At 49.0% G+C, this 26,975-nt stretch carries 23 protein-coding genes; 10 read left to right on the forward strand and 13 right to left on the reverse strand.

Annotation, left to right across the window (positions count from 1 at the left end):
- Positions 1-387: 387 nt before the first annotated feature.
- The gene (locus tag ACXAH4_RS10050; protein ID WP_474881731.1) at positions 388-927 is read right to left on the reverse strand and encodes a glutathione peroxidase; all 540 of its coding nucleotides are present in this window, start codon (positions 925-927) and stop codon (positions 388-390) included.
- A gap of 201 nt (positions 928-1,128) precedes the next feature.
- Between ACXAH4_RS10050 and ACXAH4_RS10055 the strand changes: the two genes are divergently transcribed.
- From ACXAH4_RS10055 to ACXAH4_RS10070, 4 genes are all read left to right on the forward strand, one after another.
- The gene (locus ACXAH4_RS10055) at positions 1,129-3,618 is read left to right on the forward strand and encodes a prolyl oligopeptidase family serine peptidase (protein ID WP_474881732.1); all 2,490 of its coding nucleotides are present in this window, start codon (positions 1,129-1,131) and stop codon (positions 3,616-3,618) included.
- A gap of 92 nt (positions 3,619-3,710) precedes the next feature.
- The gene (locus ACXAH4_RS10060; protein ID WP_474881733.1) at positions 3,711-4,409 is read left to right on the forward strand and encodes a 3-keto-disaccharide hydrolase; all 699 of its coding nucleotides are present in this window, start codon (positions 3,711-3,713) and stop codon (positions 4,407-4,409) included.
- A 1-nt stretch (position 4,410) separates the two neighbouring features.
- Positions 4,411-6,090 carry a GMC family oxidoreductase gene (locus tag ACXAH4_RS10065; RefSeq protein ID WP_474844278.1) on the forward strand — a complete coding sequence of 560 codons (1,680 nt, stop codon included), beginning with the start codon at positions 4,411-4,413 and terminating at the stop codon, positions 6,088-6,090.
- 2 nt (positions 6,091-6,092) lie between these two features.
- Positions 6,093-6,848 carry a gluconate 2-dehydrogenase subunit 3 family protein gene (locus ACXAH4_RS10070; RefSeq protein WP_474844277.1) on the forward strand — a complete coding sequence of 252 codons (756 nt, stop codon included), beginning with the start codon at positions 6,093-6,095 and terminating at the stop codon, positions 6,846-6,848.
- Positions 6,849-6,868: 20 nt separating this feature from the next.
- Here ACXAH4_RS10070 and rrtA read toward each other — a convergent pair whose 3' ends face one another.
- Positions 6,869-7,429 (reverse strand): rhombosortase, encoded by a 561-nt coding sequence (gene rrtA, locus ACXAH4_RS10075; protein ID WP_474881735.1) that lies wholly within the window; start codon positions 7,427-7,429, stop codon positions 6,869-6,871.
- A 128-nt stretch (positions 7,430-7,557) separates the two neighbouring features.
- Between rrtA and ACXAH4_RS10080 the strand changes: the two genes are divergently transcribed.
- Both ACXAH4_RS10080 and ggt read left to right on the forward strand, forming a co-directional pair.
- A complete protein-coding gene (locus ACXAH4_RS10080) occupies positions 7,558-8,322 on the forward strand; it encodes an enoyl-CoA hydratase (protein WP_474881737.1) in 765 nt (254 codons plus the stop codon).
- A 39-nt stretch (positions 8,323-8,361) separates the two neighbouring features.
- The gene (gene ggt, locus ACXAH4_RS10085) at positions 8,362-10,092 is read left to right on the forward strand and encodes a gamma-glutamyltransferase (protein WP_474851653.1); all 1,731 of its coding nucleotides are present in this window, start codon (positions 8,362-8,364) and stop codon (positions 10,090-10,092) included.
- Positions 10,093-10,109: 17 nt separating this feature from the next.
- Here ggt and ACXAH4_RS10090 read toward each other — a convergent pair whose 3' ends face one another.
- Together ACXAH4_RS10090 and cysK are read right to left on the reverse strand one after the other, a co-directional pair.
- Positions 10,110-10,574, reverse strand: coding sequence for a hypothetical protein (locus tag ACXAH4_RS10090; protein WP_303574747.1), 465 nt, complete (start codon positions 10,572-10,574; stop codon positions 10,110-10,112).
- Between the two features lie 105 nt (positions 10,575-10,679).
- Positions 10,680-11,645, reverse strand: a complete 966-nt coding sequence (cysK, locus tag ACXAH4_RS10095) for a cysteine synthase A (RefSeq protein WP_119501466.1) — start codon at positions 11,643-11,645, stop codon at positions 10,680-10,682.
- A 396-nt stretch (positions 11,646-12,041) separates the two neighbouring features.
- Between cysK and ACXAH4_RS10100 the strand changes: the two genes are divergently transcribed.
- Genes ACXAH4_RS10100 through ACXAH4_RS10110 form a run of 3 tightly spaced genes read left to right on the forward strand, consistent with a single transcriptional unit; the run spans position 12,042 to position 14,372 of the window.
- Positions 12,042-13,028: an XdhC family protein gene (locus tag ACXAH4_RS10100; protein WP_474881738.1), complete on the forward strand. Its 987-nt coding sequence runs from the start codon at positions 12,042-12,044 to the stop codon at positions 13,026-13,028.
- Complete coding sequence (locus tag ACXAH4_RS10105) at positions 13,013-13,636, forward strand: nucleotidyltransferase family protein (RefSeq protein WP_474881740.1); 624 nt, start codon at positions 13,013-13,015, stop codon at positions 13,634-13,636. Before ACXAH4_RS10100 ends, ACXAH4_RS10105 begins: the two co-directional genes overlap by 16 nt.
- 43 nt (positions 13,637-13,679) lie before the next feature.
- Complete coding sequence (locus ACXAH4_RS10110; protein WP_349586834.1) at positions 13,680-14,372, forward strand: rhomboid family intramembrane serine protease; 693 nt, start codon at positions 13,680-13,682, stop codon at positions 14,370-14,372.
- Here ACXAH4_RS10110 and ACXAH4_RS10115 read toward each other — a convergent pair.
- The 8 genes from ACXAH4_RS10115 to cmoA form a co-directional block, all read right to left on the reverse strand.
- Positions 14,338-15,711, reverse strand: a complete 1,374-nt coding sequence (locus tag ACXAH4_RS10115; protein WP_474881741.1) for an MATE family efflux transporter — start codon at positions 15,709-15,711, stop codon at positions 14,338-14,340. The two genes, ACXAH4_RS10110 and ACXAH4_RS10115, sit on opposite strands and share 35 nt — an antisense overlap.
- A 7-nt stretch (positions 15,712-15,718) precedes the next feature.
- Positions 15,719-16,966, reverse strand: a complete 1,248-nt coding sequence (gene moeA / locus ACXAH4_RS10120; protein WP_474881743.1) for a molybdopterin molybdotransferase MoeA — start codon at positions 16,964-16,966, stop codon at positions 15,719-15,721.
- A gap of 97 nt (positions 16,967-17,063) precedes the next feature.
- Positions 17,064-18,824, reverse strand: coding sequence for a sugar phosphorylase (locus tag ACXAH4_RS10125; RefSeq protein ID WP_474844267.1), 1,761 nt, complete (start codon positions 18,822-18,824; stop codon positions 17,064-17,066).
- A 3-nt stretch (positions 18,825-18,827) separates the two neighbouring features.
- Positions 18,828-20,051, reverse strand: coding sequence for a glycosyltransferase family protein (locus ACXAH4_RS10130; RefSeq protein ID WP_119501460.1), 1,224 nt, complete (start codon positions 20,049-20,051; stop codon positions 18,828-18,830).
- A gap of 17 nt (positions 20,052-20,068) precedes the next feature.
- Complete coding sequence (locus tag ACXAH4_RS10135; RefSeq protein WP_474844266.1) at positions 20,069-20,884, reverse strand: HAD-IIB family hydrolase; 816 nt, start codon at positions 20,882-20,884, stop codon at positions 20,069-20,071.
- Between the two features lie 2 nt (positions 20,885-20,886).
- Entirely contained in the window at positions 20,887-21,756 is an 870-nt protein-coding gene (locus ACXAH4_RS10140) for a kinase (protein ID WP_474844265.1), read from the reverse strand.
- 137 nt (positions 21,757-21,893) lie between these two features.
- Positions 21,894-22,868, reverse strand: a complete 975-nt coding sequence (gene cmoB / locus ACXAH4_RS10145; RefSeq protein WP_474881783.1) for a tRNA 5-methoxyuridine(34)/uridine 5-oxyacetic acid(34) synthase CmoB — start codon at positions 22,866-22,868, stop codon at positions 21,894-21,896.
- 8 nt (positions 22,869-22,876) lie between these two features.
- Positions 22,877-23,623: a carboxy-S-adenosyl-L-methionine synthase CmoA gene (cmoA, locus tag ACXAH4_RS10150; RefSeq protein WP_474881744.1), complete on the reverse strand. Its 747-nt coding sequence runs from the start codon at positions 23,621-23,623 to the stop codon at positions 22,877-22,879.
- Positions 23,624-23,806: 183 nt separating this feature from the next.
- Here cmoA and ACXAH4_RS10155 point away from each other — a divergent pair, with 183 nt between their 5' ends.
- Entirely contained in the window at positions 23,807-24,442 is a 636-nt protein-coding gene (locus ACXAH4_RS10155) for a response regulator transcription factor (protein WP_119501455.1), read from the forward strand.
- Positions 24,443-24,504: 62 nt separating this feature from the next.
- On the opposite strand, the gene fadE is transcribed toward ACXAH4_RS10155, so the two are convergent.
- Entirely contained in the window at positions 24,505-26,937 is a 2,433-nt protein-coding gene (gene fadE / locus ACXAH4_RS10160) for an acyl-CoA dehydrogenase FadE (RefSeq protein ID WP_474881746.1), read from the reverse strand.
- Positions 26,938-26,975 lie beyond the last annotated feature (38 nt).

A 26,975-nucleotide genomic window follows, 5' to 3' on the forward strand; every position in this document is an offset into this window, starting at 1 on the left:
AACCCTGTTATGATAATTTTCAGCAAGTAAGCGGGCTTTCTTTTCTCGTAGGGTGTTTTGGCGAACTTCGAACCGGGTGATGCTTGAATTTCCGCTACTTGCTCCATTTTCCTCACCTTTAACTCAAATTTTTCCCACTATTTTTCTATCTGAAGTTACAGATTTTTCTCACTTTTTTAACATTCAGATAATTTATCAAAAATAATTTGAACTAAAGACTGTTAGTAATGACTAAATCTATGCAGTTAGCAATTAACGGTTTAAGCCAGGACTTGTGCTTAATCGTTACCGCTAAAGTGTGTTCCAAGTTGAGTGTGCTTGATTGCCCCGCCATGTGCGGGGCTTTTTTATGTCTGTTTATAACTGAGAGTGTGGCAGAAAAGCCAGTTACATGGCTGCTTTAATATCTGCGCGCAGATCTTCATCTGAGGGCTTAACGCGGCTTCCGTAGTGCTTGACGATGTTACCGTCTTTATCTACCAGGTATTTATTGAAGTTCCATGAAGGCTCTTCGCCGGTGGCGCGGGTGAGCATGCGGTACAGAGGGTCCTGATCATCACCGGTAACCACAGTAGGTTCAAACATCGGGAATTTTACGCCGTAGGTCAGCTCACATAATTCCGCCGTTTTACCTTCATCTTTTGCTTCCTGATTAAAGTCGTGGGCAGGAAAACCAAGAATGGTGAAGTTTTGACCTTTGTATTCTTCATACATGGCTTCCAGTCCTTCAAATTGCGGCGTGAATCCACAATAGCTTGCTGTATTCACGATCAGCAGAGCCTTTCCCTGGTATGCTTCGCACAGGTTCACTGTTTCCTGGGAATTCAGTTTACGTTTAACAAATTTCAGGACAGAAGGGCAGTTTTCAGCAGCGAAAGTAGCACTGCTGAACAGAGTAAGTGTCGCAAGCAAAAGCGTTTTTTTCATAATGGCCTCAAGATGTGGAAGAGTTTGTCTCAACCTTAACAGTAATCTGCGCAGAGAAACAGTTGCGCGGTTGACGACACCGGTCAGTCACCGTTAGGCTGGGATAATCCGACAAGTTAACCCGATGAAAACGGCTGTCGGAATTACCTTGTTGCGTATAATTAACATGCTTATAAATAACACACTTAAGACAGAACCATAATGAAAAAAATGTTAAGCCTCGTTATTGCTGCTGCGTTAGGCACGTCACTTTCCGCTTGTGTCTCTACAGCTGCTGATCCCGCTACTTCCTCAACGCCGGTACCGGTCAATGCACCACCTGCAGTGGTAACACCGGAAACAGTCACTCAACCGGTGTCATCAGAAACGATTACACTGAAACAAATTATGGCCGATCCACAGTGGATGGGTCGTTCTCCGGTACGCCCCGGCTGGAGCCTTGACGGCAGCATGCTGGTGTATGAGCAGGAACGGGAGAACAGTCATCTCCGGGATGTATTTGCCGCTCCGGTCAACATGCCTGCCAATGCAGAGCGTATCCCGCTATCCGAACAGTACCTGTACCGCTACAGCGAAAAAGCACAAAGTGTTGATGGCCAGACAATGGCATTTCTCGCCGGAGAGAGTGTTTTTATAAAACACAAAGGTCAGCCGGCTGAACAACTCATCCGTGGCGGAGCACCGGTACACGGATTGTCTTTTATGACCGACGGCAGGCTGATGGTGACCACAGGTAACCGTATCGTTGCTATCGACGTGAATAATGGCAGACGTGAGCAACTGTTCAGTTGGGCATTCGGGGACAAACCTGAAGCAGTAAGCGAACCGGAAGACTATATTGCCGGTGAACAGATAAAATTAATCAAATATATCGACAAAAAACGCAGACAGAGCGAGCAAAGTGCTGACCGTAATGAAAAACTGAAAACGGTAAGTCCGGCCTACGTTCAGGATAAGGTCTGGTTCGATAAGGGTGACAGACTGGTCACCGCTTCGGTATCTCCGAATGGTAAATTTGCACTTGTCGTGACTACCGCTGATGTGAAGTCCAGAGACGACTCTGACATCATGCCGCATTTCATTCAGGAAGATGCGCGGATCTTGCCAATGCGGGTGAGAAGCCGTGTTGCTGATGCAGAGCCGGTGAATCACGATGCCTGGCTGGTTAATCTGCAAACCGGTGAGAAATCAAAATTATCCTACATGAGCTTGCCCGGCTACAACGACGATGTACTTGCAGACGTGAAATCTGAAAATGCTGCTGCCCGCGGCGACAAGTATGTGGTTAACCGCCTGCCCAGAGACATTACCCTGTTCAGCAGCTGGGACCGGAACAATCCGTCTGTTCGCTGGCACAAAAATGGCGGGGCTCTTGCCCTGATGCTGGAAGCGTGGGACAACAAAGATCGCTGGATTGTAACTGTTGACTTTGAAAAAGGCCGGTTTGAAACTCAGGAGCGATTACACGATGATGCATGGGTGAATTACAGCCACAACCAATTTGGCTGGCTGAATAACAGTGAAACACTTTTCTATCAGTCAGAAAAAGACGGTTACTCCCATCTTTATCTGCAGGTACCCGGTGAGAGTCCTCAACAACTTACACGTGGTCAGTTTGTCACGGAAGAGCCGGCACTCACCAGCGATGATAAGTTCATTTACTATCAGGCCAATAAAAAGCACCCCGGCATTTATGAAGTTTACCGGGTGAATACCGCTACCGGTGCCAGTGAAGCCATGACCGATTTGAACGGCATAACGGACTTTGTACTCAGTCCTGACAACAACACACTGCTGTTGACTCACAGCAAAGTAAACCGTCCGCCTGAGCTTTACATTAAGAAAGCCGGTGACAGTGGCGCAGCACAGAAGATCACAGATACTGTCAGCGATGCATTCCTGTCAATGCCCTGGGCCGTACCTCAGGTGGTAGCGATGCCATCATCTCATACCAGTCAGCCTGTTTATGCCCGTGTGTATTTACCTGAAGGCTACAACGAGGGTGAAAAGCGTAAAGCGGTGGTCTTTAACCACGGCGCCGGATATTTGCAGAATGCGCACCTTGGCTGGTCAGGGTATTTCCGTGAATACATGTTCAACAGTATGCTGGTGCAGCAGGGTTATGTGGTGATGGACATGGATTACCGCGCATCAAAAGGCTACGGCCGCGACTGGCGTACTGCCATTTACCGTCAGATGGGCACACCTGAAGTTGAAGATTTACGGGACGGAGTGAACTGGCTGACAGAAAATGCGAATATTGATCCGGCGCGAATCGGCACCTACGGTGGCTCATACGGTGGTTTCCTGACTTTTATGTCTATGTTTACCGCACCGGATCTGTTCGCAGCCGGCGCAGCATTACGTCCGGTAACTGACTGGGCGCATTACAATGCACCTTACACATCTAATATTCTGAATACGCCGGATGTGGATCCCATCGCATTTGAGCGCAGTTCTCCTATTTACTTCGCAGAAGGGCTGGAAAAACCACTACTTATCATTGCTCCTATGGTCGACGATAACGTGTTCTTCCAGGACTCAGTGAGACTGGTTCAGCGCCTCATCGAACTTGAGAAAACTGATTTCGAAACGGCGATATATCCGGTTGAACCTCACGGATTTGTTCAGCCCAGTTCCTGGCTGGATGAGTACCGCAGGATCTACAAATTGTTTGATACAAACCTTTAATAAAGCAGGCAGTGACTGACCATCACTGCCTTTTTTTATCCGCCGGAGACGGCATACAACAAGAACGAAAACACCAACAACAGGCAGGAAATATGATGAAAGCGCTTACGGCAATCGCCGCAACGATCTATCTGGCCGGTACCGCCACAGTGCAGGCTGCACAGGACAATACACTTACTGCAGAGGAGTCTGCCGCCGGATGGCAGTTACTCTTTGACGGGCAATCTTTTACAGGCTGGCGTAACTATCGTGAAAAACAGGTAGGTGACGGCTGGACTATCGAAGAGGGGGCCATGAAGCTGGCTGAAGCTGGTGGTGGCGATCTGATCTCTGACAAGACTTGGGAGAACTTTGATTTTCTCATTGACTGGAAGATCTCAGAAGCAGGAAACAGCGGTATTTTTATTCTCGCCGATGAGACCGGAAAATATATTTATTCCCATGCACCTGAGATTCAGATCCTCGATAACGAAAAAGCGCACGACAACAAAACAGATACTCACCTTGCCGGTTCACTATATGACATGGTGGCCGTGCATTCCTCTGCTTCAAAACCCGCCGGAGAGTGGAATACAACCCGCATAAAACTGAACGATAATTTGTTACAGGTGTGGCAGAACGGTGTGATGACGACCAACGTGGTTATCGGTACATCAACCTGGAAGAATCTGGTGGCGGCGAGCAAATTTGCTGACTGGGAAGGCTTTGCGGCTAACTCTTCCGGTCATCTTGGATTGCAGGATCACGGCAACACGGTCTGGTTCAAAAATATAAAAATAAAGGAACTGTGAAATGGATAACACTGATTTTCAGGTACTGGTAGTTGGCTCCGGTGCCGGCGGTGCCATGGCTGCTTACGAGTTAACCCGGCAGGGCATCAAAGTGTTGCTGCTTGAAGCTGGCCGTGATTATGACCCCCGTACAGAAACCCCCATGTTTAAAAGACCCGGTGATGCGCCTTTGATGGGCTCGGGGAATGTGGATAAAGATTTTGGCTACTACGACGCTACCGTAGACGGTGGCTGGACCGTACCTGACGAGCCTTACACGACTGCGGATGATACCGAGTTTCTCTGGTGGCGGGCGCGGATGCTGGGTGGCCGGACTAATCACTGGGGCCGTTATTCCCTGCGTTTTTCTCATCATGATTTTAAAGGTAAGACCCGTGACGGTCATGGCGCTGACTGGCCATTTGAATATGATGACATTGCGCCCTGGTATGATAAAACAGAAACCCTTGTCGGCGTGTGCGGGGAGAATACCGGTCATGAAGATATGCCTGACTCTTCTGAAGGTGTATTACAGCCACCTCCGGCCCCCAGAGTCACTGAATTACTGGTGGCTGCTGCCGCCGGTAAAGAAGGCATACGAACCGCGCCTATGCACCGTGCAGTGCTGACACGCTCACAGGATATCCGCCAGAAGTGTTTTTATGCCACGCCCTGTGGTCATGGCTGCTCTATCGGTGCGGCTTTTCAGACCACCACATCATTGATCCCTATGGCCAGAGCTACCGGAAACCTGACTGTGATTACGAATGCAATGGTTAAAGCTGTCCGTACAGATGTGAACGGTAAAGCCACGGGGGTGACCTACGTGGATAAGAAAACAGGTAAGGATACCGACCTTGATGCTCCCGTGGTTATTCTGGCCGCCAGTGCCTGTGAGTCGGCGCGGATCCTGCTGAATTCAGCATCAGAACAACATCCTGCCGGACTGGCTAATTCCAGCGGACAGGTAGGTCGCAATCTGATGGATTCCACCGGGGCGAACATCGGTGCCTACGTGCCGGCACTGCGGGACCGGCCACGGTATAACGAAGATGGCCATACATCGAACCATTTGTTCATTCCCTGGTGGGGCCACGAAGCGCAGGAAAAAGGGGAGCTGGACTTTCCGAGAGGTTATCACTTTGAAATCGGCAGTGGTTTCCGTGAGCCCGGCAGTTGGGTAGCCGGTGATTTTCAGGGATACGGTGAAGCTGTAAAAGCTGAGGCCCGTTCTGCCTATGGCAGTTACATTGGCTTCGCGCTGCGTGGGGAAATGGTGCCGAATGAACATTGTTATATGGAAATTGATAAAGACGTGAAAGACAAATGGGGTATACCTGTTGCGAAGTTTCACTGGAAGTGGTCGGAAAATGAACTCAATCAGGTCAGGCACGGCCTTGAAACCGCGAAGAAAATTTTTGCCAATATGGGCGCTGACCCGGGGGAATTACCTTCTCCTGAAGAGGCTATCCTCAAAGGCGGCGAAATTATTCATGAGGTGGGCACAACCAGGATGGGAGACGATCCCGGCACCTCTGTGACCAATGAATGGGGACAAACCTGGGACTGTAAAAATCTGTTTATCATGGATGGCGGCGTGTTCGCCTCTAATCCTCATAAAAACTGTACTCTGACTATACTGACCCTTGCCATGCGTAATTCAAGCTGGCTGGCAGGACAAATTCAACAAGGGAGCCTGTAGCCATGAGAGATGTAAAATCTTCCGTTTATGTGCCACGGTTAACACGCCGCGAATCGTTAAAATGGCTGAGTGCTCTGGCAGCCACTGCGGCATTTCCTGCATTAACAGCGTGTTCAGGCGAGCCGGATAAAAGCGCAAAGGCCACAGCAGGAGCGGGTGAGGGGCACTGGCCTGAACTCACACTGAAGCCGGTGAATGCCGCCGGTTACGGGAAAGATCCTGATCTTATCATGCCGCCTGAATCACCCTGGCCGCGGCTCCTGTCACAAAAAGAGCTGCAACTGGTTGCTGACATCAGCGATCTTATTGTTCCTCAGGAAGGGGAATACCCTTCTGCGACCGGGGTTAATGTACCGGATGTCATTGACGAGTGGATAAGTGCACCCTATGAGCGGCAGCAAAACGACCGCAAATTCATCATGCCACTTCTGGTATGGCTGGATGACGAAGCTGCATTGCGTCATGACATGACGTTCACGGACCTGACAGAAGCCCGGCAGAAAGCCATCCTGGATGATATAGCGACGGTGGACGACAATACTGGTGATGCATATCTGCGTCCGGCTGACGCTTTTTCCCGTCTTCGTGGTTTGGTTCTGGCTGCCTATTTCAGTTCGCCGGAAGGCACCAGAGATATTGGCTATCAGGGGAACGTTGCCATTGCCGGAGACTATCCCGGGCCCACGGATGAGGCTATGACGCACATTAACCGTGTTATCAGTGAGTTAGGTTTGTCGGAGTACGCGCTTAAAGGCTGATAATTGAATAAAGCCGTCTGTCAGTGCTGCACTGCCGGTCGGCGTTTGTTCACCGGAATAATCATCAGCAGAAACATTAAAAGACCCGCTACCGCGCCGTAAAGGTGGGCATCTGTTGCAACCGCAGCGCCAATCAGTGCCTCCACATCAGCAGAACCGCCATTGATTTGTTCATAAACAATTTTAGCGACAACACCGCAGGCCAGTAACCAGCCCGAATTTAAACCTGCACGGATATCCATGCAGGCGCCCCACAAAAACACGCCATGTAATGCGCCGGACAAACCTGCATACCATATGAGTTGCGGTGAAAAGTAATAAATACCTGCACTGGTCAATAAACTGCACCAGAGAAATAATTTAATAAACCGCATGAAACGATAATGGTCGCTATGCAGAAAGGTGAGCAAAGTCAGCCCGGCCAGATTCAGTAAAGCGTGCCAGCCGTTGGTGTGGACAATATTGGCTGTAAGTAAACGCCAGGTTTCAAAGCCCTCTATGGCGTAACGGTCATATGCCAGCCATTCCCCTGAAACGGGTTCGAAGACGCAGGCCAGTAACACACAGAGTGTCAGTAGCATGGGCCCGCCATAAGGTCCGGCAAATTTGGTGAAATCAGAAGACATGAAATTTTGTAGTTTTTGCTGTTAAATCGCTATGATACAGAAAACTGATAAGAATTTGCCTGTAATTTTGTGAGGATTTTGTCATGAGCACTGTGACTACACAGATAGAAAACCACGTTCTGACCATCAGCCTGAACCGCGCGGATAAGAAAAATGCGTTAACCCGTGAAATGTATCAGTTAATGGCGGATGCAATTAATACCGCGAGCCTTGATCCGGAAGTGAAGGTTATTCTGCTCAGGGGGGAAGGCAGTGCGTTTACGGCCGGAAATGATATTGCAGACTTTGCACACAGGGAGGAGGGCGACAACGTTGCTGAGATTGTTGCCTTCATGAATGCTCTGACTCAGTGTACTAGTCCTGTTGTAGCGCAGGTTCATGGCGTTGCCGTTGGCATCGGGACGACCTTATTGTTACATTGTGATCTGGTGTACTGTGCACCGGACAGCGTTTTTTGTATGCCTTTTATTAACCTGGGCCTGGTGCCCGAATATGCGTCAAGCTATCTGTTACCCAGACTGGCCGGCCGCAGAAAGGCCAGCGAATGGCTGATGTTGGGCGAAACCTTTGGCGCAGAGGAAGCACAGCAGTTTGGTGTCGTTACCGCTATCATTCCGGCAGAAAATCTAAGCGAACATGTTGAGGCTGTGTGCCGTAAACTGGCACAGAAGCCTGCATTCGCGCTGAACCAGACAAAAGCATTGATGAATAATGAGCAGGATGCCATACAACAACAAATCAGTGCTGAACTGGATATCTTTCTTGAAGCGCTGTCTACGCCGGCAGCTAGAGAAGCATTCGATGCATTCATTAACAAGCGCCCGTTAAACCGGGATAAATTTAAGTAATTCAGAGGAAGCGATACATTGAAGTTCAGTCAGGGAATTCTGGCAACGGCTGTTAAAGTCGTTTGTTTATCGGTCACACTGGTGTCCGCCACTCAAGCTGTTGAACGTTTTGAGCCTGAAGCGGCTACCGGATTTGAAAATAAAAAAGCCCGTATAGCCAATGATTATATGGTTGTGGCTGCAAACCCCTACGCCTCATGGGCGGGTAAAAACATTATCGAAAAAGGTGGTTCTGCCATTGATGCTGCTGTGGCTGTGCAGGCAATGCTGACACTGGTTGAGCCCCAGTCATCGGGGATCGGTGGCGGTGCCTTTATTCTTTACTGGGATAATAAAACTAAGACGCTGCATACATTTGACGGACGGGAAACCGCACCGGCTGCCGTAACACCTTACTGGTTCTTCAAAGGTAAAAACCAGATGAACTGGCTTGAAGCTGTGGTTGGTGGTAAATCTGTGGGTGTTCCCGGCGCGTTAAAAGCACTGGAAACTGCACAGCAGGAATTCGGCAAGCTGAAATGGGAAGACCTGTTTGACGATGCTATTAACACCAGCGCTGAAGGGTTCCGGGTATCAGCCCGTCTGGCGCACCTGGTCTCGCTGAATAAACACCCGGGTCTGAAAGAGTTTCCATCCAGCGCTACCTATTTTTATCCTGCCGGTGCACCGCTGAAGGAAGGAACGGTTAAAAAGAATAAAGCACTTGCAGATACCCTGCGCCATATTGCCAGTGACGGTACAGACTATTTCTACAAAGGCCCTGTGGCTGAGAAAATTGTTAAGGCAGTGAACGGGGCATCCATCAACCCGGGACAAATTACCACGGCTGATATTGCCGGATACGAAGCATTAAAGAAAAAACCTGTGTGCGGAGATTACCGCGAACATAAAATTTGTGGCATGGCACCGCCCAGTTCCGGGGGGATCAATGTATTCCAGATCATGAAACTGCTGGAAGGTCAGGACATTGCTTCATTGCAGCCTGACAGTGCTGAATTTGCCCATTTATTTGCACAGGCCAGTGCCCTCAGTTTTGCTGACCGGGAAATGTATATTGCCGACAGCGACTTTACCGATTTACCCTTTGCGGCATTGATAAACGCGCCTTACCTGAAACGCCGTGCAGAGACGATTGGCATCAATGAAAAATGGCATAAAGCAAAGGCCGGCAAGCCTTACACCGATGCTAAAGTTCACCTTGGGATGAATCTGGAGCAGCCTAACACCAGCCACTTCTCAATTGTGGATAAAGAAGGGAACGCGGTGTCTATCACGACCAGCATTGAGTTTATGTTCGGTTCCGGCTTAATGGTCGACGGTTTCCTGCTGAATAACCAGCTTACGGACTTCTCATTTAATCCGGATATTAACGGCTGGCCTGTGGTTAACCGTGTGGAGGCGGGTAAGCGCCCGCGCAGTGCTATGAGCCCGACCATGGTGTTTGATGATAAAGGTGATCTTGAACTGGTCATCGGCTCACCGGGTGGCAGTCGTATTATCGATTATGTCGCGCAGACCCTGTTTGGTGTTCTCGACTTTAACCTTGATGTGCAGCAGGCCATTAATCTGCCCAGAATGACCAACAGAAATGATTATACTGCGCTGGAGTCCGGTACGTCCGCTGAGGCGCTGAAACCTGCACTTGAAGCACTGGGTCATGATGTCAAAGTGATGGATCTGAACTCAGGTTTACATGGCGTACAAGTGAAAAACGGTAAGTTGATTGGCGGCGCCGATCCCCGCCGTGAAGGGGTAGCAGTGGGGCAGTAAAAGCCCCGCTTACCGGTTTACATAAAATGGTCCGGGTCGATGCGGTCAACTTTCCATAGCCCGTCGTCGCGGATCATTTGTACCGTTCTTAAATCTTCCACTTTGTCATCATTATACTGGCCGCTGAAAAATAAAGTGACGGTGGCATTTTCCGCAAACTCATTACGTCCCACACGGTTAGATCCCTGAGGTGTAATGGTTACTGTATCGTAACGCAAATTAACAATGTGTCTCTGAACGTTGCGGTTTGTATGGTAGCGCTTAAGCATTCTTGCCATGCTGTCAGAACTCAGTTCTACTGCACGGTTTATATTCTTGTCTTCATAAATACTTTTCATAAATGCCACAGCAGCGTAGTCCGGCGTATTTTCATCCATCATCCCGTAGCGCCCGAGCCCTTCTTCCTTTTCTTTACAACCGGATATCAAAATCAGACATAAAGCGATGAACAGGGAACTGAGGTGGCGGGAAGGGTAATTCATAATATTTATTCCGGACGGCTAAACTATTATAAAAATAGCAGATTTTACAGGCGAAAAAAAAGCGGAGTAATCATACCCCGCTTTCTGATTTTATATCTTTAACGCTTACTGAACTTCTTCCTGTTCACCAAATTCACCGGCAAACAGCGGACTGCTCAGGTAACGCTCTGTGCCACTGGCAAGCAGAACAACAACGATTTTGTCTTTATTTTCCGGACGCTCGGCAAAACGCTTGGCTGCGACAACCGCCGCACCGGAAGAAATACCGGCAAGGATACCTTCTTCCTTCATCAGACGGTGAGTCATTTCCATACTCTCGTCGTTAGTTACCTGTTCTACTTCATCTACCAGGTCGAGATCCAGGTTACCCGGAATGAAACCGGCACCAATCCCCTGAATTTTGTGAGGACCCGGTGTCAGTTCTTCACCGTTCTTGGCCTGAGTGATAACTGGTGAGTCTGTCGGTTCAACGGCGACAGAAGTAATTGCTTTACCTTTGGTATTCTTAAGGTAACGGCTAACACCGGTAATCGTACCGCCGGTACCGACACCGGCAACAAAGGCATCAACCTTGCCGTCAGTGGCTTCCCAGATTTCAGGGCCGGTTGTTTTTTCGTGGATTGCCGGGTTAGCAGGATTATCAAACTGCTGCAGCAGAACAAATTTCTCAGGATCTGAAGCAACGATTTCCTGTGCGGCTGCAACGGCACCTTTCATGCCTTTAGGGGCTTCAGTCAGTACCAGGTTTGCGCCCAGCGCCTTGAGTAATTTTCTGCGCTCAAGACTCATGCTGCTTGGCATGGTCAGTGTCAGCTTGTAACCACGGGAAGCTGCAACGAATGCCAGTGCAATACCTGTATTACCACTGGTCGGTTCAACAATCTCTTTACCCGGGCCCAGAACACCACGCTTTTCTGCATCCCAGATCATGTTTGCGCCGATACGGCATTTGACACTGAAGCTCGGGTTGCGTGATTCAATTTTTGCATACACATTGCCACCGGTAACGCGGTTGAGTTTTACCAGCGGTGTGCGGCCAATAGATAATGAGTTGTCGTCAAATACTTGCATTATTATTCCTTACCTGGTTAAAAATACCTGCAGACAATGATGTAGTCTGTCAAATGAACAGAACCACACAGGTATTTGTGTACGGTTATATAATTGGTGTCATTTTGTAAAATGAAAAGTGCTTTTTCGATATAACTTATTTTGATTTGCGATGAGGGTTAAAAAGCAGGCAAACGGGTGGTCGTTACAGTCAAAGTCACCGTAATTACAAACAGCGTTCAGCCGGGATGACAGGTGCAGTGGTACAGGATTTACGACAGACGTCACGGATGCGGTGATACTTTGTTATATATTAGCGGTAAATTTGCCGGTGATACCGGCTTAAGAAATATAAAACCGTGAACGGGTAACTGCGTTTAGCGTACAGGCTGTTCATGGTCGTTCAGGCGGGGAAAAATGAATCATCATATTTACCATGTGTTGTCGGACTGGTTCCCTCAGCGCGATGCAGGTAACTGGTTGCTGGCAACCATCATCAATACCGAAGGCTCTTCTTACCGAAAAGCCGGTGCAATGATGCTGTTCAGTAAATTTGGCAGTCAGCTGGGTGTTGTTTCCGGCGGATGTCTGGAAAGTGATTTATTGCATCAGTCACGACGGTGCTGGGAAACAGGTAAAAGTCGTATTGTGACTTATGATATGCAGGAAGAAGGTGATGTTGCGTGGCGGCTGGGTATAGGTTGCGGCGGTGAAGTGACGCTTCTTTTACAACCTGTGAGTGCACAAAATAACTGGCTGGGGCTGACAGATGTGCTGGATGCGCTCAGCCGGCAGCAATCCGTTTATTTTTCACAGCCGGTCACACCGGGTATTCCGTCAGGGTCTGCGGCGGCATCTGATCCCGGCGACAAAGCTCTGTTTACAGCCACACTCACACCACCTCCCACGCTGGGCATTTTAGGTGGCGGGGTTGATGCACTGCCGTTATGCGATATGGCTTCAAGGCTCGGCTGGCGGGTTATTGTTAATGACAGCAGAGCGCGATATGCGCGGCCTGCAGACTTTACCACAGCTACTGTGACAGACGAACAGGCAGCGGGTGAGATTAGCGGCACAGACTGGTATCACCAGATGAACGCAGTCATTGTTATGCATCATCAGGTGCGTATGGACGGTGAGGCGCTCGCAGCAATGGTCTCTGTACCGCCGCATTCTTTACAGTATATTGCCTTGCTGGGTCCCTCTCATCGGGCTGAGCGGGTGCTGGAAGAAGCCGGCATTGAAGAATCTCTGTTACCGCTGCCACTTCATGCACCTGCCGGTATCGCAATCGGAGGTGAACTACCTGAGTCAATTGCATTATCCATGCTTGCGCAGGCACACGCTGTGGTAAATGGCAAGTCTGCCCGTTCACTGAAAGGGAAGCCATGTCAGGCAGAATAGCGGTTATTATACTGGCTGCCGGTGAGGCCAGCCGGTATGGCGACAACAAATTACTTACTGCCCATCCGCAAGGTGACACATTGCTGGAGTATGTTGTACAGCAATATGCGCCGTTTACGGATTTGCCCGTATTTGTGGTGACCGGTTGTTACCGTGAGGCGGTTGCCGAATGTCTGGTTAATAGTCCGGTATTGCCAGAGGTATCTCTCGCCCACAATGACGCCTGGCAGCAGGGAATGGGCGGCAGTATTTCTACCGGAGTTAAAGCCGTGCTGCATTATTGTGAGGAAACCGGCACATTGTCGCCGGATCATTTTTTTATCGGATTAGGTGACACGCCGGCCGTCACTGCAGATTCCCTTCGCGCACTCGCGGAAAAAGCAGGGATTTTTCCTGCCAGCCGGATTGCCAGCCTGGCTGAAGGAAAACGCATGTCACCGGCTATCTTTCCTCACCTTGATGAAGCATTGCTTTTGTCTCTGAGTGGGCAGAAGGGGGCGGCAAAACTGCTCAACGCTGCTGCCCCTGAGTGTTTTGCCGTACCTCACCCGCAAGCTGCGCTGGATATTGATACACCGGATGACTGGGATAAATTAAACCGTAATTAAGCCGCTGTCTGGTAATTCCCGGTATTGTCCCAATATCGGGATTATGAAGCATTCAAATAAACGCGATATCCTGCTGCGATCGGTATGGCTCAGTGTCCTGTGTGTCACAGTGCTCTGGGTCATCCAGTCCGCCGGTGTGTTGTTCCATTTACCCTTAAATACACTGGGTATTGTGCCTTTGTCCTTAGCAGGACTTCACGGCATTATTACTGCTCCTCTGGTACACAGTTCCTATGAGCATTTATTCCATAATACATTGCCACTGATCATTCTTGGTTCCGCCCTGTATTATGGCTATCCGGCTACGAGAGGCAAAGCGCTGGCATTCGCATGGCTGGGTTCAGGTATTGGGGTATGGTTATTTGGCAGGCCGTCTGTGCATCTGGGGGCAAGCGGAGTTGCACACGGATTGTTTTTTTATCTGTTTGTTATTGCCATTCTGCGCAGAGATAACCGCTCAACGGGCCTGATGATGATCGCGTTCTTTCTGTATGGCGGCATGATGATGTCTATTTTTCCCCGCGACCCGCAAATTTCTTACGAGGCGCATTTTTTCGGTGCAGCAGGGGGGGTTATTGCTGCACTGCTGTTTGGTAAACAGGATCCCAAACCGCTGAGGAAGCGCTATTACTGGGAATCGCAGGATGAAGAAGACCCGGTGATTGGTGATCAGTGGCAATCCACCGGGCCGGAAGAGCCGCCTAAGCCGCGTGAACGCGCTGGCGGCGCTGAATAATCATAACGCGGCTGCCTAACATTACGGCAGCACTGCTTAACCCCACTATAAAACCTATCCAGAAGCCGGCAGCGGACATGGGCTCACTGGTTATCCAGTCTGTACGACCCAGAATAAGCCCGGTGGGAAGACCGATTAGCCAGTAGGCAATGAAAGTGATGATAAACATAGCCGTGGTGTCTTTGTATCCCCGTAACGCATTGGCCGATAACACCTGGATTGCATCAGAGAACTGGAAAAGCGCGGCATAAATCAGCAATGAGTTAGCCAGTGCAAATACCGTTTCATCCTGCGTATACAGGCTGATGATGGCATCCTTTGCCAGTAACGTGAAGCTGGCGGTTAACGTGGCAATACACATACCGATGGTAATACCGCTTTTTACCACCATGCGGGCCTGCGCAGGATTGTTCTGGCCAATCCGGTAACCTACACGGATTGACAGCGCCATGCCTAAGCTCAGGGGAAACATGAACATGATTGCACTGAAATTGAGTGCAACCTGGTGAGCCGCTACGGTGCCGGGTCCGAAAGGGGCCAGCATCAGGGCAACGACGGCAAACAGGGTAACCTCAAACAGAAGCGTCATGGCCACCGGAAATCCGAGTTTGAATGTGCGCAGGATCATGCGCAAATCCGGGCGATAGATGTGGCCGAACAGGTTGTACTTCTTCAGTCTGTCAGACAACAAAACGTAAGCCATGGTAGCGAAAAACATCGTGTAGATAACAATGGCCGTGGCGATACCGCAACCTGCGCCCCCGAATGCCGGCACCGGCCCTGCGCCATAAATGAATATGTAGTTACCCGCGACGTTACACATTAATCCGATCAACGTAATGGCCATGGTGGGTTTGGTGGTGCCAAGGCCTTCACAGAAGTTACGCAACCACTGATAACCGGCAAATGCCGGCATGGAAAGCAACACAAACTGCACATAGTCCACGGTAATATCGTAGAGTGCCGGTTCCATGGGAAACAGTGCTACCAGCTGGCCGGTAAACGGCCAGATAAGCAGAATGAGTAAACTGATTGTCAGTAGAAGGTATCCGGCCTGCCAGGCCGCAGAGGCTACGTCAGATGTATTTCCCTTTCCGTGTAATCTCGACAGGATAGGGGGCATAGCAAGGCCCAGGCCCTGAACAAAACACTGCAACGGTACAATGATACTGAAACCCAGTGCCACAGCGGCCATATCCGTAGCGCTGTAATGACCGGCCATAATGGTATCAATAACACCCATCATCATCTGCGTTATCTGGGCAATCAACAGAGGCCAGGCAAGGGTGATCAAACGTTTACTTTCCACGGCAAAGCGCGGAGAAATGAATGCCGCCATGGGTGAATTATGCTCCGTTAACTGAAAATGGCTGCACTTTTACCGTGTCACCGGCACTGAGCATTTTGCAGTCAGACGGAACGACAATGTAACAATTGGCCTGTGTCACGGTGGTCATCACACCGGAACTTTGTTTACCTGACTGAGTGACGTTATAGCTGCCATCCTCCTGCACAACCATAACCGCCCGCAGAAATTCTTGTCTGCCGGCTTTACGTTTTATACCGGCGGTCAGTGTGGCATTAATGGTAAGAGGCTTACCTGCCCCGTCAGTTTCAATACCGCTCAACCGCTTGAGCATGGGTAACACCAGTTGCTGTGTGGTGACCCAGGCTGACACCGGGTTGCCCGGTACGCCACAGAAGCGTGCATTTCCCAGAGAACCGAATGCGAAGGGTTTGCCCGGTTTAATCGCGATTTTCCAGAACGCAATCTCACCAAGCCTGGCAACCAGTTCTTTAACAAAATCGGCATCACCTACAGATACACCGCCGCTGGATATAATGACATCCTGAGATTCAGACGCCTCTTTAAATACCGTTTCCAGAGCGGCTTTGTCATCAGGAATAATGCCATAGTCAGTGATTGTGACCGGCTCATGTGCGAGTAAGGCCCGTGTGCCGGTACGGTTTGATTCGTAAATCTGACCTGACTGCAAAGGTACTCCCGCCTCAACCAGTTCATCGCCGGTAGCCATGATCCCCACTTTGAGTTTGCGGAAAACACTCACTGAACTGATCCCCATTGAGGCAAGCAGTACCAGATGACCGGGCTCCAGGCGGGTGCCCCGTTTAATGACCTGTGCGCCTTTAGCGATATCTCCGCCGGCGCGGCGAATATTTTCACCGGCAATAGCGGGTTTGGTCACTGTGATAATGTCATCTTCCCTGCGTGTATTTTCCTGCATAACCACACATTCTGCTCCGGGAGGGATAAGCGCACCGGTCATGATCCTTACTGCTGTACCCCGCTGTATTTTTTCTTCCGGCAACGCCATGCCCGCAAACTGCGTACCGGATACCGTGACGGGTGCGCCGGCGGTATCGGCTGCATAAAGAGCGTAACCGTCCATCGCAGAATTATCAGCCGGTGGTACATCTGTCTGTGAAACAATGTCTTCGCCGGTAATCCGGTACAGCGCATCAGATACTGCAACGTTTTCAGTTTCTGTAACAGGAGTAACAGCGGCAAGAGCACGGCTCAGGGCCTCGTCCAGTGGAAGCCAGCCGGAGGGAGTGGAAGCAGAATTGGTCATATTTATTAGCGCAGGCGAATTAAGAAGGGGATTATTACTGATTGGTATAAGAAAACCAACACCTGCGGCCAGAATTCCGCAGGTGTTGATAAGCGTGTCAGTCTTCAAACTCCATATTGCTGATCCACACAGTCTGGTACGGCTTTAACTGCATGAATCCGCCCACGTCTTCAATTTCATCACGGGTAATGAGGTCCATCCATTTATCTGTGCCAATCAGATTAATACTGGAAAGCAGGATAGACTGTTCTTCATTAGTGACATTGCTGACGCAGAACACGCTCTGGCGTCTGTCGAGACTTTGCCGCCAGTAGCCAAACAAGGTGTCACCCAGTTGCAGGGTAAACTGTGTGGCATTGGGGTGAAAAGCCGGTTGTGCTTTTCTGATACGGATAAGCTGGGATAACCGGGTTAACACTTTATGATGTTGTGAAAACGGCGAGTCCAGCAGGGCTGCCAGTTCCTCAAAGTTCCATCTGTGCCGGTTGATAGAGCGGTTCTGACCGGTGTTAGCCACTTTTTCATAGTCATTACTGGTACCCAGTAAACTATGGATGTACAGACCCGGTATACCTTCCATGCCCAGCATAATGGCATGAGCACAAATAAAGCGGTCTACCTGATACTTATCCGGGCCTGCTGTGGTTCCCTGCAGTGCGTCAAACAAAGTAATGTTGATTTCATACGGCTTCTGCTGACCATGATCAGACGCCCGCCAGGAGACTTTTCCGCCGAAATTCTGCATGGTATGCACCAGTGTAGAAATTTCTTCATCGTCAAGTAACCCTTCAGCCGGGCGCAGACCGATCCCGTCATGGGATGCAATGAAGTTAAAATATGTCGTGCCGTTTTGGGCAGGCGGCATACTCATCATCCAGTTCTTCAGATAACCACAGTTGCCGGTCACGAGGGTATTTACCAGCAATGGGGGGAGTGAGAAGTTATAGATAGCATGGGCTTCATTGGCATTACCGAAATACGTCAGGTTCTCCCGGTTAGGGATGTTGGTTTCAGTAATAATAATGACAGTAGGATCAGTGTGTTCAATCAGTGTACGGAGCAAACGGATAACTTCGTGGGTCTGTGCCAGATTGATACAACTGGTACCGATGATTTTCCATAAAAACGCCACTGCATCCAGACGGAACAGCTTAGCGCCTTTATCCAGATACAGACGGATAATTTCCACAAAAGCCAGCAGTACCTTCGGATTGCGGAAATCAAAATCCACCTGGTCGTGACTGAACGTACACCAGACATGTTTCGTGCCGGTGGCGGTTTCAGTTTCCCGCAGCAGGGGAGACACCCGCGGGCGGGTAACCATAGATAAATCATCAGACGGATCGGCAGTAAAAAAGAAATCACTGCCAGTGCCTTCGCCTTTCTGAAAATTGTCAAACCAGGCACTACGGGCAGAACAATGGTTGATAACAAGATCAAACATCAGGCCGTAGTGCTTTGACAGCCGTTCAATATCAGGCCAGTCTCCCAGTGATTCATTCACACTGGAATAGTCGATGACGGAAAAGCCATCGTCTGAACTGTAAGGAAAGAAGGGCAGCATGTGTACCTTGTTGATCGTGTTCTTACAGTACGTGTGCAGAAAACGGTCAAGGGTAAACAATGGCTGCTCATTATCACTGATCACACTGTCACCGTAAGTGATCATGATAATATCTTCTTCATCCCAGTAATTGCAGTGCGGCGTTGGTTGAACAACGTCTTTATCTTCTTCAAGACGCATCGTATGCATCAGCTGAGTGGCAAGATCTCCCACAGGGATATCCAGAACCACATCAGCATAAATCGACTGCAAGTGATGACTGACTTTTTCGTGTAATTGTTCCCAACTCGTCATGCGTTACCCTAATAATTCTGCTGTGTCTGCTTCAACGGCCTCCAGCAGGCGGTCAAGAATGTCCGGTACTGCACTGGTGACCCTGTTCCAGCTTGGAATAAACGGTGTTTCCATCGGATTATCCAGGAAGCTGTTACCCGCTTTCATAATATTGCTGGCAAACAGTTCAACGGCTTTTTCTTCATTGTGAATGTCTAATGTCAGGCCATTCATTACTGCATCGTTGTGATAGGTTTCAACGAAATCCAGCGCAATACGGTAATAGGTTGCTTTAATGGAACGGAACATTTCGTTGCTGAAAGTAAATCCCTGAGTCGCCAGCTTTCTGAACAGTGCTTTGGTGATGTCGATAGACATCTTCGACAAACCGCCCTGGTCATTATTGAATGACAAGTCCTGGTGTTTATGATCGTAATTATCTGCAATATCGGCCTGACACAGGCGGTTGTGATTGTAGTTGCGGTGCATTTCAGACAGCACGCCCACCTCAAGGCCCCAGTCACTGGGAATACGGATATCGTTCAGCACATCACGACGGAAAGAGAATTCGCCGGCCAGCGGATAACGGAAGCTGTCCATGAATTCCAGATATTCGTTATCACCCAGCGTGCGTTTCAATGCGCGCAGCAACGGGGTAACCAGCAAACGGGAAACCCGGCCATTGATTTTTCCGTTGGCTACGCGGGCGTAATAACCTTTACAGAACTCGTAGTTGAACTGAGGATTCGCGACCGGATAGATAAGTCGGGCCAGCAGGTCGCGGTTATAGGTAACGATATCGCAATCGTGGAGGGCGACGGATTCTGCACGGTTTGATGCCAGAATATACCCCATGCAGTACCATACGTTACGGCCTTTACCCAGTTCCTTAGGTGCGAGATTCAGAGCCGATAATTCTTCGTCAATGGCTTTAAGACGGGGGCCGTCGTTCCACAAAACGCGATGATGTTGCGGCAGCTTTTCGAAAAATTTTAATGCAGATTTGTATTGCTCTTTATCTGCACGGTCAAGGCCAATGACGATTTCAGACAGATAGGGGACGTGGGTGAGTTCGTCGACGATGTGCGGCAGTGCTTCGCCTTCCAATTCTGAATACAATGACGGCAGGATCAGCGCCATCGGACGTTTCTGAGAAAATCGTAACAGTTCAGCTTCAAGCTCTTCTGTAGGGCGTCTTGATAAGTTGTGTAACGTTGTCACTACGCCATTTTGATAAAAATCAGCCATGTGTTCTCCATGTCCTGTTAAAAAAGTAATCGGGTCAGTACTTCAGTCCAGCCTTGCGGGCCGTGCAGGGTACTGGTGTATACATTTTCTTCTTTTTTTAGTGTAGGGGGTTGATGACTCGGGGAGGCGATCCGAACGGCAATATCCGCTGCCTCAAGCATTGCAATATCATTTTTACCGTCACCCAGCGCAATACTGGTCACCGGTTCGTCATGTTGACGGATAAACTCTTCGACAAACCATTGGAGGGCTGCGCCCTTATTACAGTCGCCGGAAATATGAATAAAACGGCCGCCTTCCAGCGGATAGGCGCCTCTGTCTGTCACAGACCGGATAAACGCCTCTTTTCTCTCCTCTGTGCCTTGCCATAAGACCGGCTCACCGAATTGTCGCTGTGCAGCCAGTGCAGCTTCTGCGGGTGATAACCCGGTGGCTTCGCAGATGTCCTCGTTGGACATCTCGCTGAAATGGGTGAATTCACCGGCAAAATCCGGTTTGACCTTTTCGAGTAATTTCAGCCAGTACATTTTCGATGAGGTGAAAGATTTGCACCAAAATCCATCCTGCCACACGGTACCGGCTGGCTTTTTCGCGAAAAAACCATGAGGAATGTATGCTGCTGCGCCGTTTTCTACGATAAACGGGCCGGTCAGGCCAATGGTTTCCCGCAATTCAAGCAATTCAACAAAGGTCTTGCTGGTGGTAGGGATGACGGGAATATTTCGCTCTGACAGTGAGGTCAGCGTAGGCTTTGCAGCTTCAAAACTGTATGTATGGTGGTCAAGCAACGTACCGTCCATGTCAGTGAAAATGAGTGTATTCGCTGTGTCCATGACTACTTCCTGATGACGTTTTTAATGACTCTGTTTTCATCTAACTCAAATACCTGATTACACTTTGCAGGCAGGGAATTAAACGCATGTTCTGTGAGTCTCTGATAATGTTGTATGAAACGAAGGATTTGTTCATCGCTCATTATACCGCTTCCGGTTTTTCCGGTTTTCGCGGCCAGTTTGTGTTCCTGTTCACACCGCCATTTGTAAACATGCTCAAAAGACGGACCTTTTAACATTACCCAATACTGCATTTCATCGTATAAAGATTCATAATCTGCAGCAATTTTATCATTCACATATCCCCGCCATGTGCCATCCGGGTCTTCGGTACGCTCAAGATCATTAACCGGCTCTTTAAGTGCGTCCTCAGATTGCGCTGACACGCCCCAACACCAGCCTTCAATTAACACAATATCAGGTGGAGAGGTGATTACCGGCCACGCAGATCCTTCAAAAGGATCATCGTTGGCTTTATTAAAGCGGGGCAGAGCAACGCTGCCTGCAGATTTTAACGCTGTGAAAGTGCTATCAGCCAGAACCGTATTGTGCGTACCGGGTACGCCTCTGGTGCAAAGCAAGGGATGTACGTTGGCAGCAAGTTCTTGTCGTCTTGCACGGGAGAGATAGAAATCGTCAAGGGAGATCGTGACGGCTGACAGCCCGTGCTGGTGGGTGAAGTAGTGGATAAGAAAGTCGCATAATGTGGATTTCCCTGATCCCTGGCAGCCATTAACACCGACGAAAAATGGCCCTTCTGCACCATTTTTGTGCGAAAGGATTTCGTCTGCTAACGGTATGAACCATTCTTGTGCAATGGCCTGGTAAGTGTCCGGTAACTGGTGCTCGTTCAGAAAGCCCGTAATATCCATGTTACTACCTGTGTGACGTGCTGTTTCAGCACAGTTTATAAAGTAGTAACTACAACAATTATGCCAATCCGGGTCAGGAATGCTCGCAGACCGGTGCCAAGAATTGGCAACAGTCTGCAAACGAACAGGACATAAAGTTACTTTTTCGTGGCTATCAGCACTGCACGTTGTGGTGCAGGATAACCTTCAATGGTTCTGCTGATGTCATCAGGATCCAGAAAATCTTTTAAAGACTGAGACGTCATCCATTCTGTGGTGCGCTGCTCATCAAGAGACGTGGTGTTGATATCAGCGACCTTAATATTTTCAAAACCCAGCCTGCTCAGCCACACAGTGAGTGCCTTTACACTTGGCAGAAACCAGACGTTGCGCATCTGTGCATAACGTTCGCCTGCCATCAGTACGGTTTGTTCATCACCTTCCACTACCAGTGTTTCAAGCACCAGTTCGCCGCCTTTGCGTAACTGATCTTTTAGTTGGGTGAGAAACTGTACCGGATCTTTTCTATGGTATAGCACACCCATTGAGAACACAGTATCAAATGCTTTTAATGCCGGCATCTGCTCAATGCCCAGGGGTAAAAAATGGATATTGGCGGCAGGAATAAAATGCCTGATAGCCTGAAACTGAATTAAAAACAGTTGAGTCGGATCGATGCCATAAACGCCGGCAGCATCTTCTCCCAGCATACGCCACATGTGATAGCCGCTACCACAACCCACATCCAGAACATGACGGTTGGCAAGCGGGCTGATATGAGGCAGTACCCGATCCCATTTCCAGTCTGACCGCCACTCTGTATTAATATGAATGCCGTGAATGTGATAGGGGCCTTTTCGCCATGGCATAAACTGTTTCAGCAGACCTTCTATCTGTTTCTGCTGATATTCGCTGATGTCAGCGGCGCTGCCCGCAGTAACACTGTGTTTCAGTTCTTTTGAACTGACAGTGGTCTCAGGAAGTTTTTCCAGCAATTTACACCATTTACTGAATTCTCCGTGGAGGTGTTCCCGCTGCCATTCGCTGATTTGTGCCGGCAGCGTTTCAAGCCAGTGTGCCAGAGGCGTGTCCAGCAACTGACGGTAACATTCAGTGAACCAGGGATCAGAAATACGTCGCATCAGGCATTGACTCCACCAGCCTTAATGGCCACCATAGAGGTAAAGTTATAGCATTTGAACCACATAACCACATCTTCAAACCCTACCTTTTTCAACCGGTTTTCGTGAGTCTGATAGCTGTCGGTGAGCATCACATTTTCAAGCGCTGCCCGTTTCTGGCTGACTTCCAGTTCACTGTAACCATTATTGCGCTTAAACTGATGATGCAGGTCGATAAGCAGATGATTTCCCTGTTCACTAGGATGCTGAATTTTCTCTGACAAAACAAGGATCCCACCCGGGTTAAGGCCGTTGAAAATTTTGCTCAGCAGCGTTTCTCTTTGCTCCGGCGGAATAAATTGCAAGGTGAAATTCATGATCACCATAGATGCATTTTCTATTTTGGTGTCCAGAGCAGATTCACAATGGAGTGTGACAGGGTTAGGTAAATGAAAACTGGAAATTACCCGTTCACAGCGCTCAATCATTGCCGGAGAATTATCAATACCGGTTATCTGACAGGACAAATGATCCGTGTTGCGTGCAACAGAAAGACTGGCAGCCCCCAGAGAACAGCCGAGATCATACACATTGCTGCCATCAGTAACTCTGGCTCTGGCCAGTTCTCCGATGGTATGCAGAATCGTCTGATAACCCGGTACTGAACGTTGAATCATATCGGGAAATACGTCAGCTACGTGTTCATCAAATCGGAAATCACTGACGGTTGTCATATGGCTGGCAAAAATATTATCCGGCTTTTGCACTGAAAGACCTTACTGATTAGCTAAAAAACGGGGCAGATTTTAAAGGATTGCCACGTTTTTTTCATTTAAAAGGAAAAATTTCTTGATTATAAAGCGCCTTAAGTTAATTTGACTTTATATCATTAGCCTAAAGTATTACCCTATAGTAACAGGAAAAATTACATAATTCGGGCACCGCATTATATGACTCGTATATTAGTTGCAGATGATCATCCACTGTTCAGGGAAGCATTAAGTGCTGCACTGGAACCGTATTTCAAGGACGCTGAAATTCTTGAAGCGGACAGTCTTGAATCCATGATGACCGTGTTAACTGAAAATCACCACATTGATTTACTGTTATTAGATTTAAATATGCCGGGAGGCGAATACTTCAACGGTCTTATTTCCGTTAAAGATGTTTATCCGGAATTACCCGTCGCGGTTATCTCTGCCAATGAAAGCATTGATGTTGTCGCTCAGGTTATGGGATTGGGTGCACAGGGCTTTATTCCCAAATCATCGCCCACAAAGCAAATTGCTGAAGCAATCGTGACCATTAAAGGTGGTGAAAACTGGGTACCGGAAGAGATGAAAGCGGACCTGGAAAACGTTGATGAAGAACTCACTCAACTGTTGAAACGATTCCGTGAACTGACGCCGAAACAAATTCAGGTGCTGAGCTTCCTGCGTGCAGGTTTAATGAATAAGCAAATTGCCCACGAAATGAATGTGACCGAAGCGACTATCAAGGCACACATCAGTGCAATTTTACGCAAGCTTGAAATTAACACCCGGACTCAGGCTGTACTGCTGATGGACAAATTGCAGTTCAGTTAATTCTCCCGAAGAATAAAAAAGGCCGCATCATTTTGATGCGGCCTTTTAGTTTCAGGCAGCATTTAAGCCATTGTATTCACTTTTGCAATGAGTTCTTCGTTGTCGAAATCATCTACATTGATAGTACGCAGGCGGCCGGCTTCGGCTCTGGTAAGTAACTCAGCTTCTTCTTCGTCAATTATACCGTCTGATAATGCTGCATCAGCCAGTTTATCCAGACCGGTAAAGGGAAGACGGGCTTTTCTGGCCTTACAAATTTTATCGAACACCTGCTCAGCAGCCAGCACGTCATCCAGTGTTTGCTCCAGATCACCAAACAGACTGCCTTCCTCCCGTGTGAGGTACTGACCGTCACCGAGTCGGGTACGCACTGTGCCGGGCGTTTGCAGAATGGTTGCGATCTGGTGTTCCAGTTTGTCATCGGGACGTTTACAACGTCTGCCAAAGGGTAAAATCAATACTCTTAATGCCACAGCCATTGCTTTGTTCGGGAAGTTACTGATAAAGGTATCCAGTGCTTCTTCAATGTCGAACAAGGTGTTTTGCAGTGCCCAGTGCATCAGGGGAGCATCTTCCTGTAACCGGCCTTCTTCATCAAAACGTTTCAGCGTCGCGCTTGCCAAATACAAGCCACTGAGAATATCCCCCAGTCGTGCAGATAAACGCTCTTTGCGCTTAAGCTCACCGCCAAGCAGACCCATTGACACGTCAGTCAGAAATGCCAGGTTAGCACTGTAACCCTGGAGTAACTGGTAATAGCGACCGGTGTCGTCATTAAACGGCGTGCGGTGAAATAAACCACCGGTGAGTGAGAACCACAGGCTTCTTACTTTATTTGCAGCGGCGAATCCCAGGTGACCAAATACCGCTTTATCAAATTCCCGGAGTTGTTCAGATTTATCCGTCATTGCCGCAGCCTGAATTTCAGACAGTACGTACGGGTGACAACGCATAGCGCCCTGACCGAAAATCATCATATTGCGGGTAAGAATATTGGCACCTTCCACGGTAATGGAAATGGGCGCGCCCTGGTAACCGCGGCCAAGATAATTATTTGGCCCGAGCATAATGCCCTTACCACCGTGAATATCCATAGCGTCGTTTATGACCTGGCGCATTTTCTCCGTCAGGTGATATTTGCTGATGGCAGATATCACGGACGGTTTTTCGCCTAAATCTACACCTACCGTGGAGAACCGGGTGACGGCATCCATCAGGTAAGCATTACCGCCGATACGGGCAAGCATTTCTTCCACGCCTTCCATATGACCAACAGGAATGCGGAACTGACGGCGTATACGTGCATAGGCGCCGGTTGCCAGTGCCACTGATTTTGCACCGCCGGCGCCGGTAGAGGGCAGGGTAATGCAACGACCCACTGATAAACACTCCATCAGCATGCGCCAGCCTTTGCCCGCCATTTTCGGTCCACCGATAATGAAGTCCAGGGGCACAAATACGTCTTCACCTTTAAGCGGCCCGTTCTGAAAGGGGGTATTCAGCGGGAAATGACGACGGCCAATTTCCAGTCCTTTCGTGTCTCTTGGGATCAGAGCACAGGTAATGCCTGCGGTTGTCTGACCTACCAACAGCCCTTCAGGATCTTCCAGCTTGAATGCCAGTCCGATAACCGTTGCCACCGGTGCGAGAGTGATATAGCGCTTATTAAAATTAAGACGCATGCCCAGAATTTCTTTTCCTTCCCATTCACCGCGGCACACTACGCCGGTATCGGGAATGGCGCCGGCATCGGAACCTGCTTCAGGGCCGGTAAGTGCAAAACAGGGAATTTCTTCTCCGTCAGCCAGCCGGGGCAGATAATAATCCTGCTGTTCTTTAGTGCCGTAATGTTGCAGCAATTCGCCGGGACCAAGAGAATTCGGAACGCCTACTGTACTGGATAACACTGCAGAGCAACCCGCCAGTTTCTGCAATACCCTCGATTGCGCGTAGGCTGAAAATTGCAAACCGCCATATTTTTTCTTAATGATCATGGCGAAGAATTTATGCTCTTTCAGATAGGCCCAGATTTCCGGCGGCAGATCAGCGTTCTGATGATTAATTTGCCATTCATCAACCATATGGCATACACGGTCTACCGGACCATCAAGAAATGCCTTTTCTTCCGCGGTCAGACGGCCTTTAGGAATTGCATGGAGTTTATTCCAGTCAGGTTTACCGGAGAATAACTCGCCGTCCCACCACACTGTACCGGCATCAATGGCTTCCTGTTCAGTTGCGGACATTTCCGGACTAACTTTTTTGTAAAAAGCGAGCAGGCGTGATGAAATGAATTTTCTGCGTACATCCGGCATAGACAGTGGAACAGCAATGATGAGGAAGAGTAGCCAGCTGAAGAAACCGATGCTTCCGGTGATTGTGCCAAGCACCATAATGCCCGCCAGTAAAGACACGGTAGACGTTAAGCTCATACGCTTATACGCGGCTACACAAACGGCCACCATGAATATGATAAACCACGCGAGTTCACCCATACATTGCTCCTTAACAGTATGAAATATGCTGAATCAGT

The sequence above is a fragment of the Alteromonas sp. ABV2_168 genome (genome assembly GCF_056161165.1).

Coding starts and splice junctions, on each gene's coding strand:
- ACXAH4_RS10050 (WP_474881731.1), bottom strand. CDS start 927: ATGAAAAAAACGCTTTTGCTTGCGACACTTACTCTGTTCAGCAGTGCT.
- ACXAH4_RS10055 (WP_474881732.1), top strand. CDS start 1,129: ATGAAAAAAATGTTAAGCCTCGTTATTGCTGCTGCGTTAGGCACGTCA.
- ACXAH4_RS10060 (WP_474881733.1), top strand. CDS start 3,711: ATGATGAAAGCGCTTACGGCAATCGCCGCAACGATCTATCTGGCCGGT.
- ACXAH4_RS10065 (WP_474844278.1), top strand. CDS start 4,411: ATGGATAACACTGATTTTCAGGTACTGGTAGTTGGCTCCGGTGCCGGC.
- ACXAH4_RS10070 (WP_474844277.1), top strand. CDS start 6,093: ATGAGAGATGTAAAATCTTCCGTTTATGTGCCACGGTTAACACGCCGC.
- rrtA (WP_474881735.1), bottom strand. CDS start 7,429: ATGCTACTGACACTCTGTGTGTTACTGGCCTGCGTCTTCGAACCCGTT.
- ACXAH4_RS10080 (WP_474881737.1), top strand. CDS start 7,558: ATGAGCACTGTGACTACACAGATAGAAAACCACGTTCTGACCATCAGC.
- ACXAH4_RS10090 (WP_303574747.1), bottom strand. CDS start 10,574: ATGAATTACCCTTCCCGCCACCTCAGTTCCCTGTTCATCGCTTTATGT.
- cysK (WP_119501466.1), bottom strand. CDS start 11,645: ATGCAAGTATTTGACGACAACTCATTATCTATTGGCCGCACACCGCTG.
- ACXAH4_RS10100 (WP_474881738.1), top strand. CDS start 12,042: ATGAATCATCATATTTACCATGTGTTGTCGGACTGGTTCCCTCAGCGC.
- ACXAH4_RS10105 (WP_474881740.1), top strand. CDS start 13,013: ATGTCAGGCAGAATAGCGGTTATTATACTGGCTGCCGGTGAGGCCAGC.
- ACXAH4_RS10110 (WP_349586834.1), top strand. CDS start 13,680: ATGAAGCATTCAAATAAACGCGATATCCTGCTGCGATCGGTATGGCTC.
- ACXAH4_RS10115 (WP_474881741.1), bottom strand. CDS start 15,711: ATGGCGGCATTCATTTCTCCGCGCTTTGCCGTGGAAAGTAAACGTTTG.
- moeA (WP_474881743.1), bottom strand. CDS start 16,966: ATGACCAATTCTGCTTCCACTCCCTCCGGCTGGCTTCCACTGGACGAG.
- ACXAH4_RS10125 (WP_474844267.1), bottom strand. CDS start 18,824: ATGACGAGTTGGGAACAATTACACGAAAAAGTCAGTCATCACTTGCAG.
- ACXAH4_RS10130 (WP_119501460.1), bottom strand. CDS start 20,051: ATGGCTGATTTTTATCAAAATGGCGTAGTGACAACGTTACACAACTTA.
- ACXAH4_RS10135 (WP_474844266.1), bottom strand. CDS start 20,884: ATGGACACAGCGAATACACTCATTTTCACTGACATGGACGGTACGTTG.
- ACXAH4_RS10140 (WP_474844265.1), bottom strand. CDS start 21,756: ATGGATATTACGGGCTTTCTGAACGAGCACCAGTTACCGGACACTTAC.
- ACXAH4_RS10155 (WP_119501455.1), top strand. CDS start 23,807: ATGACTCGTATATTAGTTGCAGATGATCATCCACTGTTCAGGGAAGCA.
- fadE (WP_474881746.1), bottom strand. CDS start 26,937: ATGGGTGAACTCGCGTGGTTTATCATATTCATGGTGGCCGTTTGTGTA.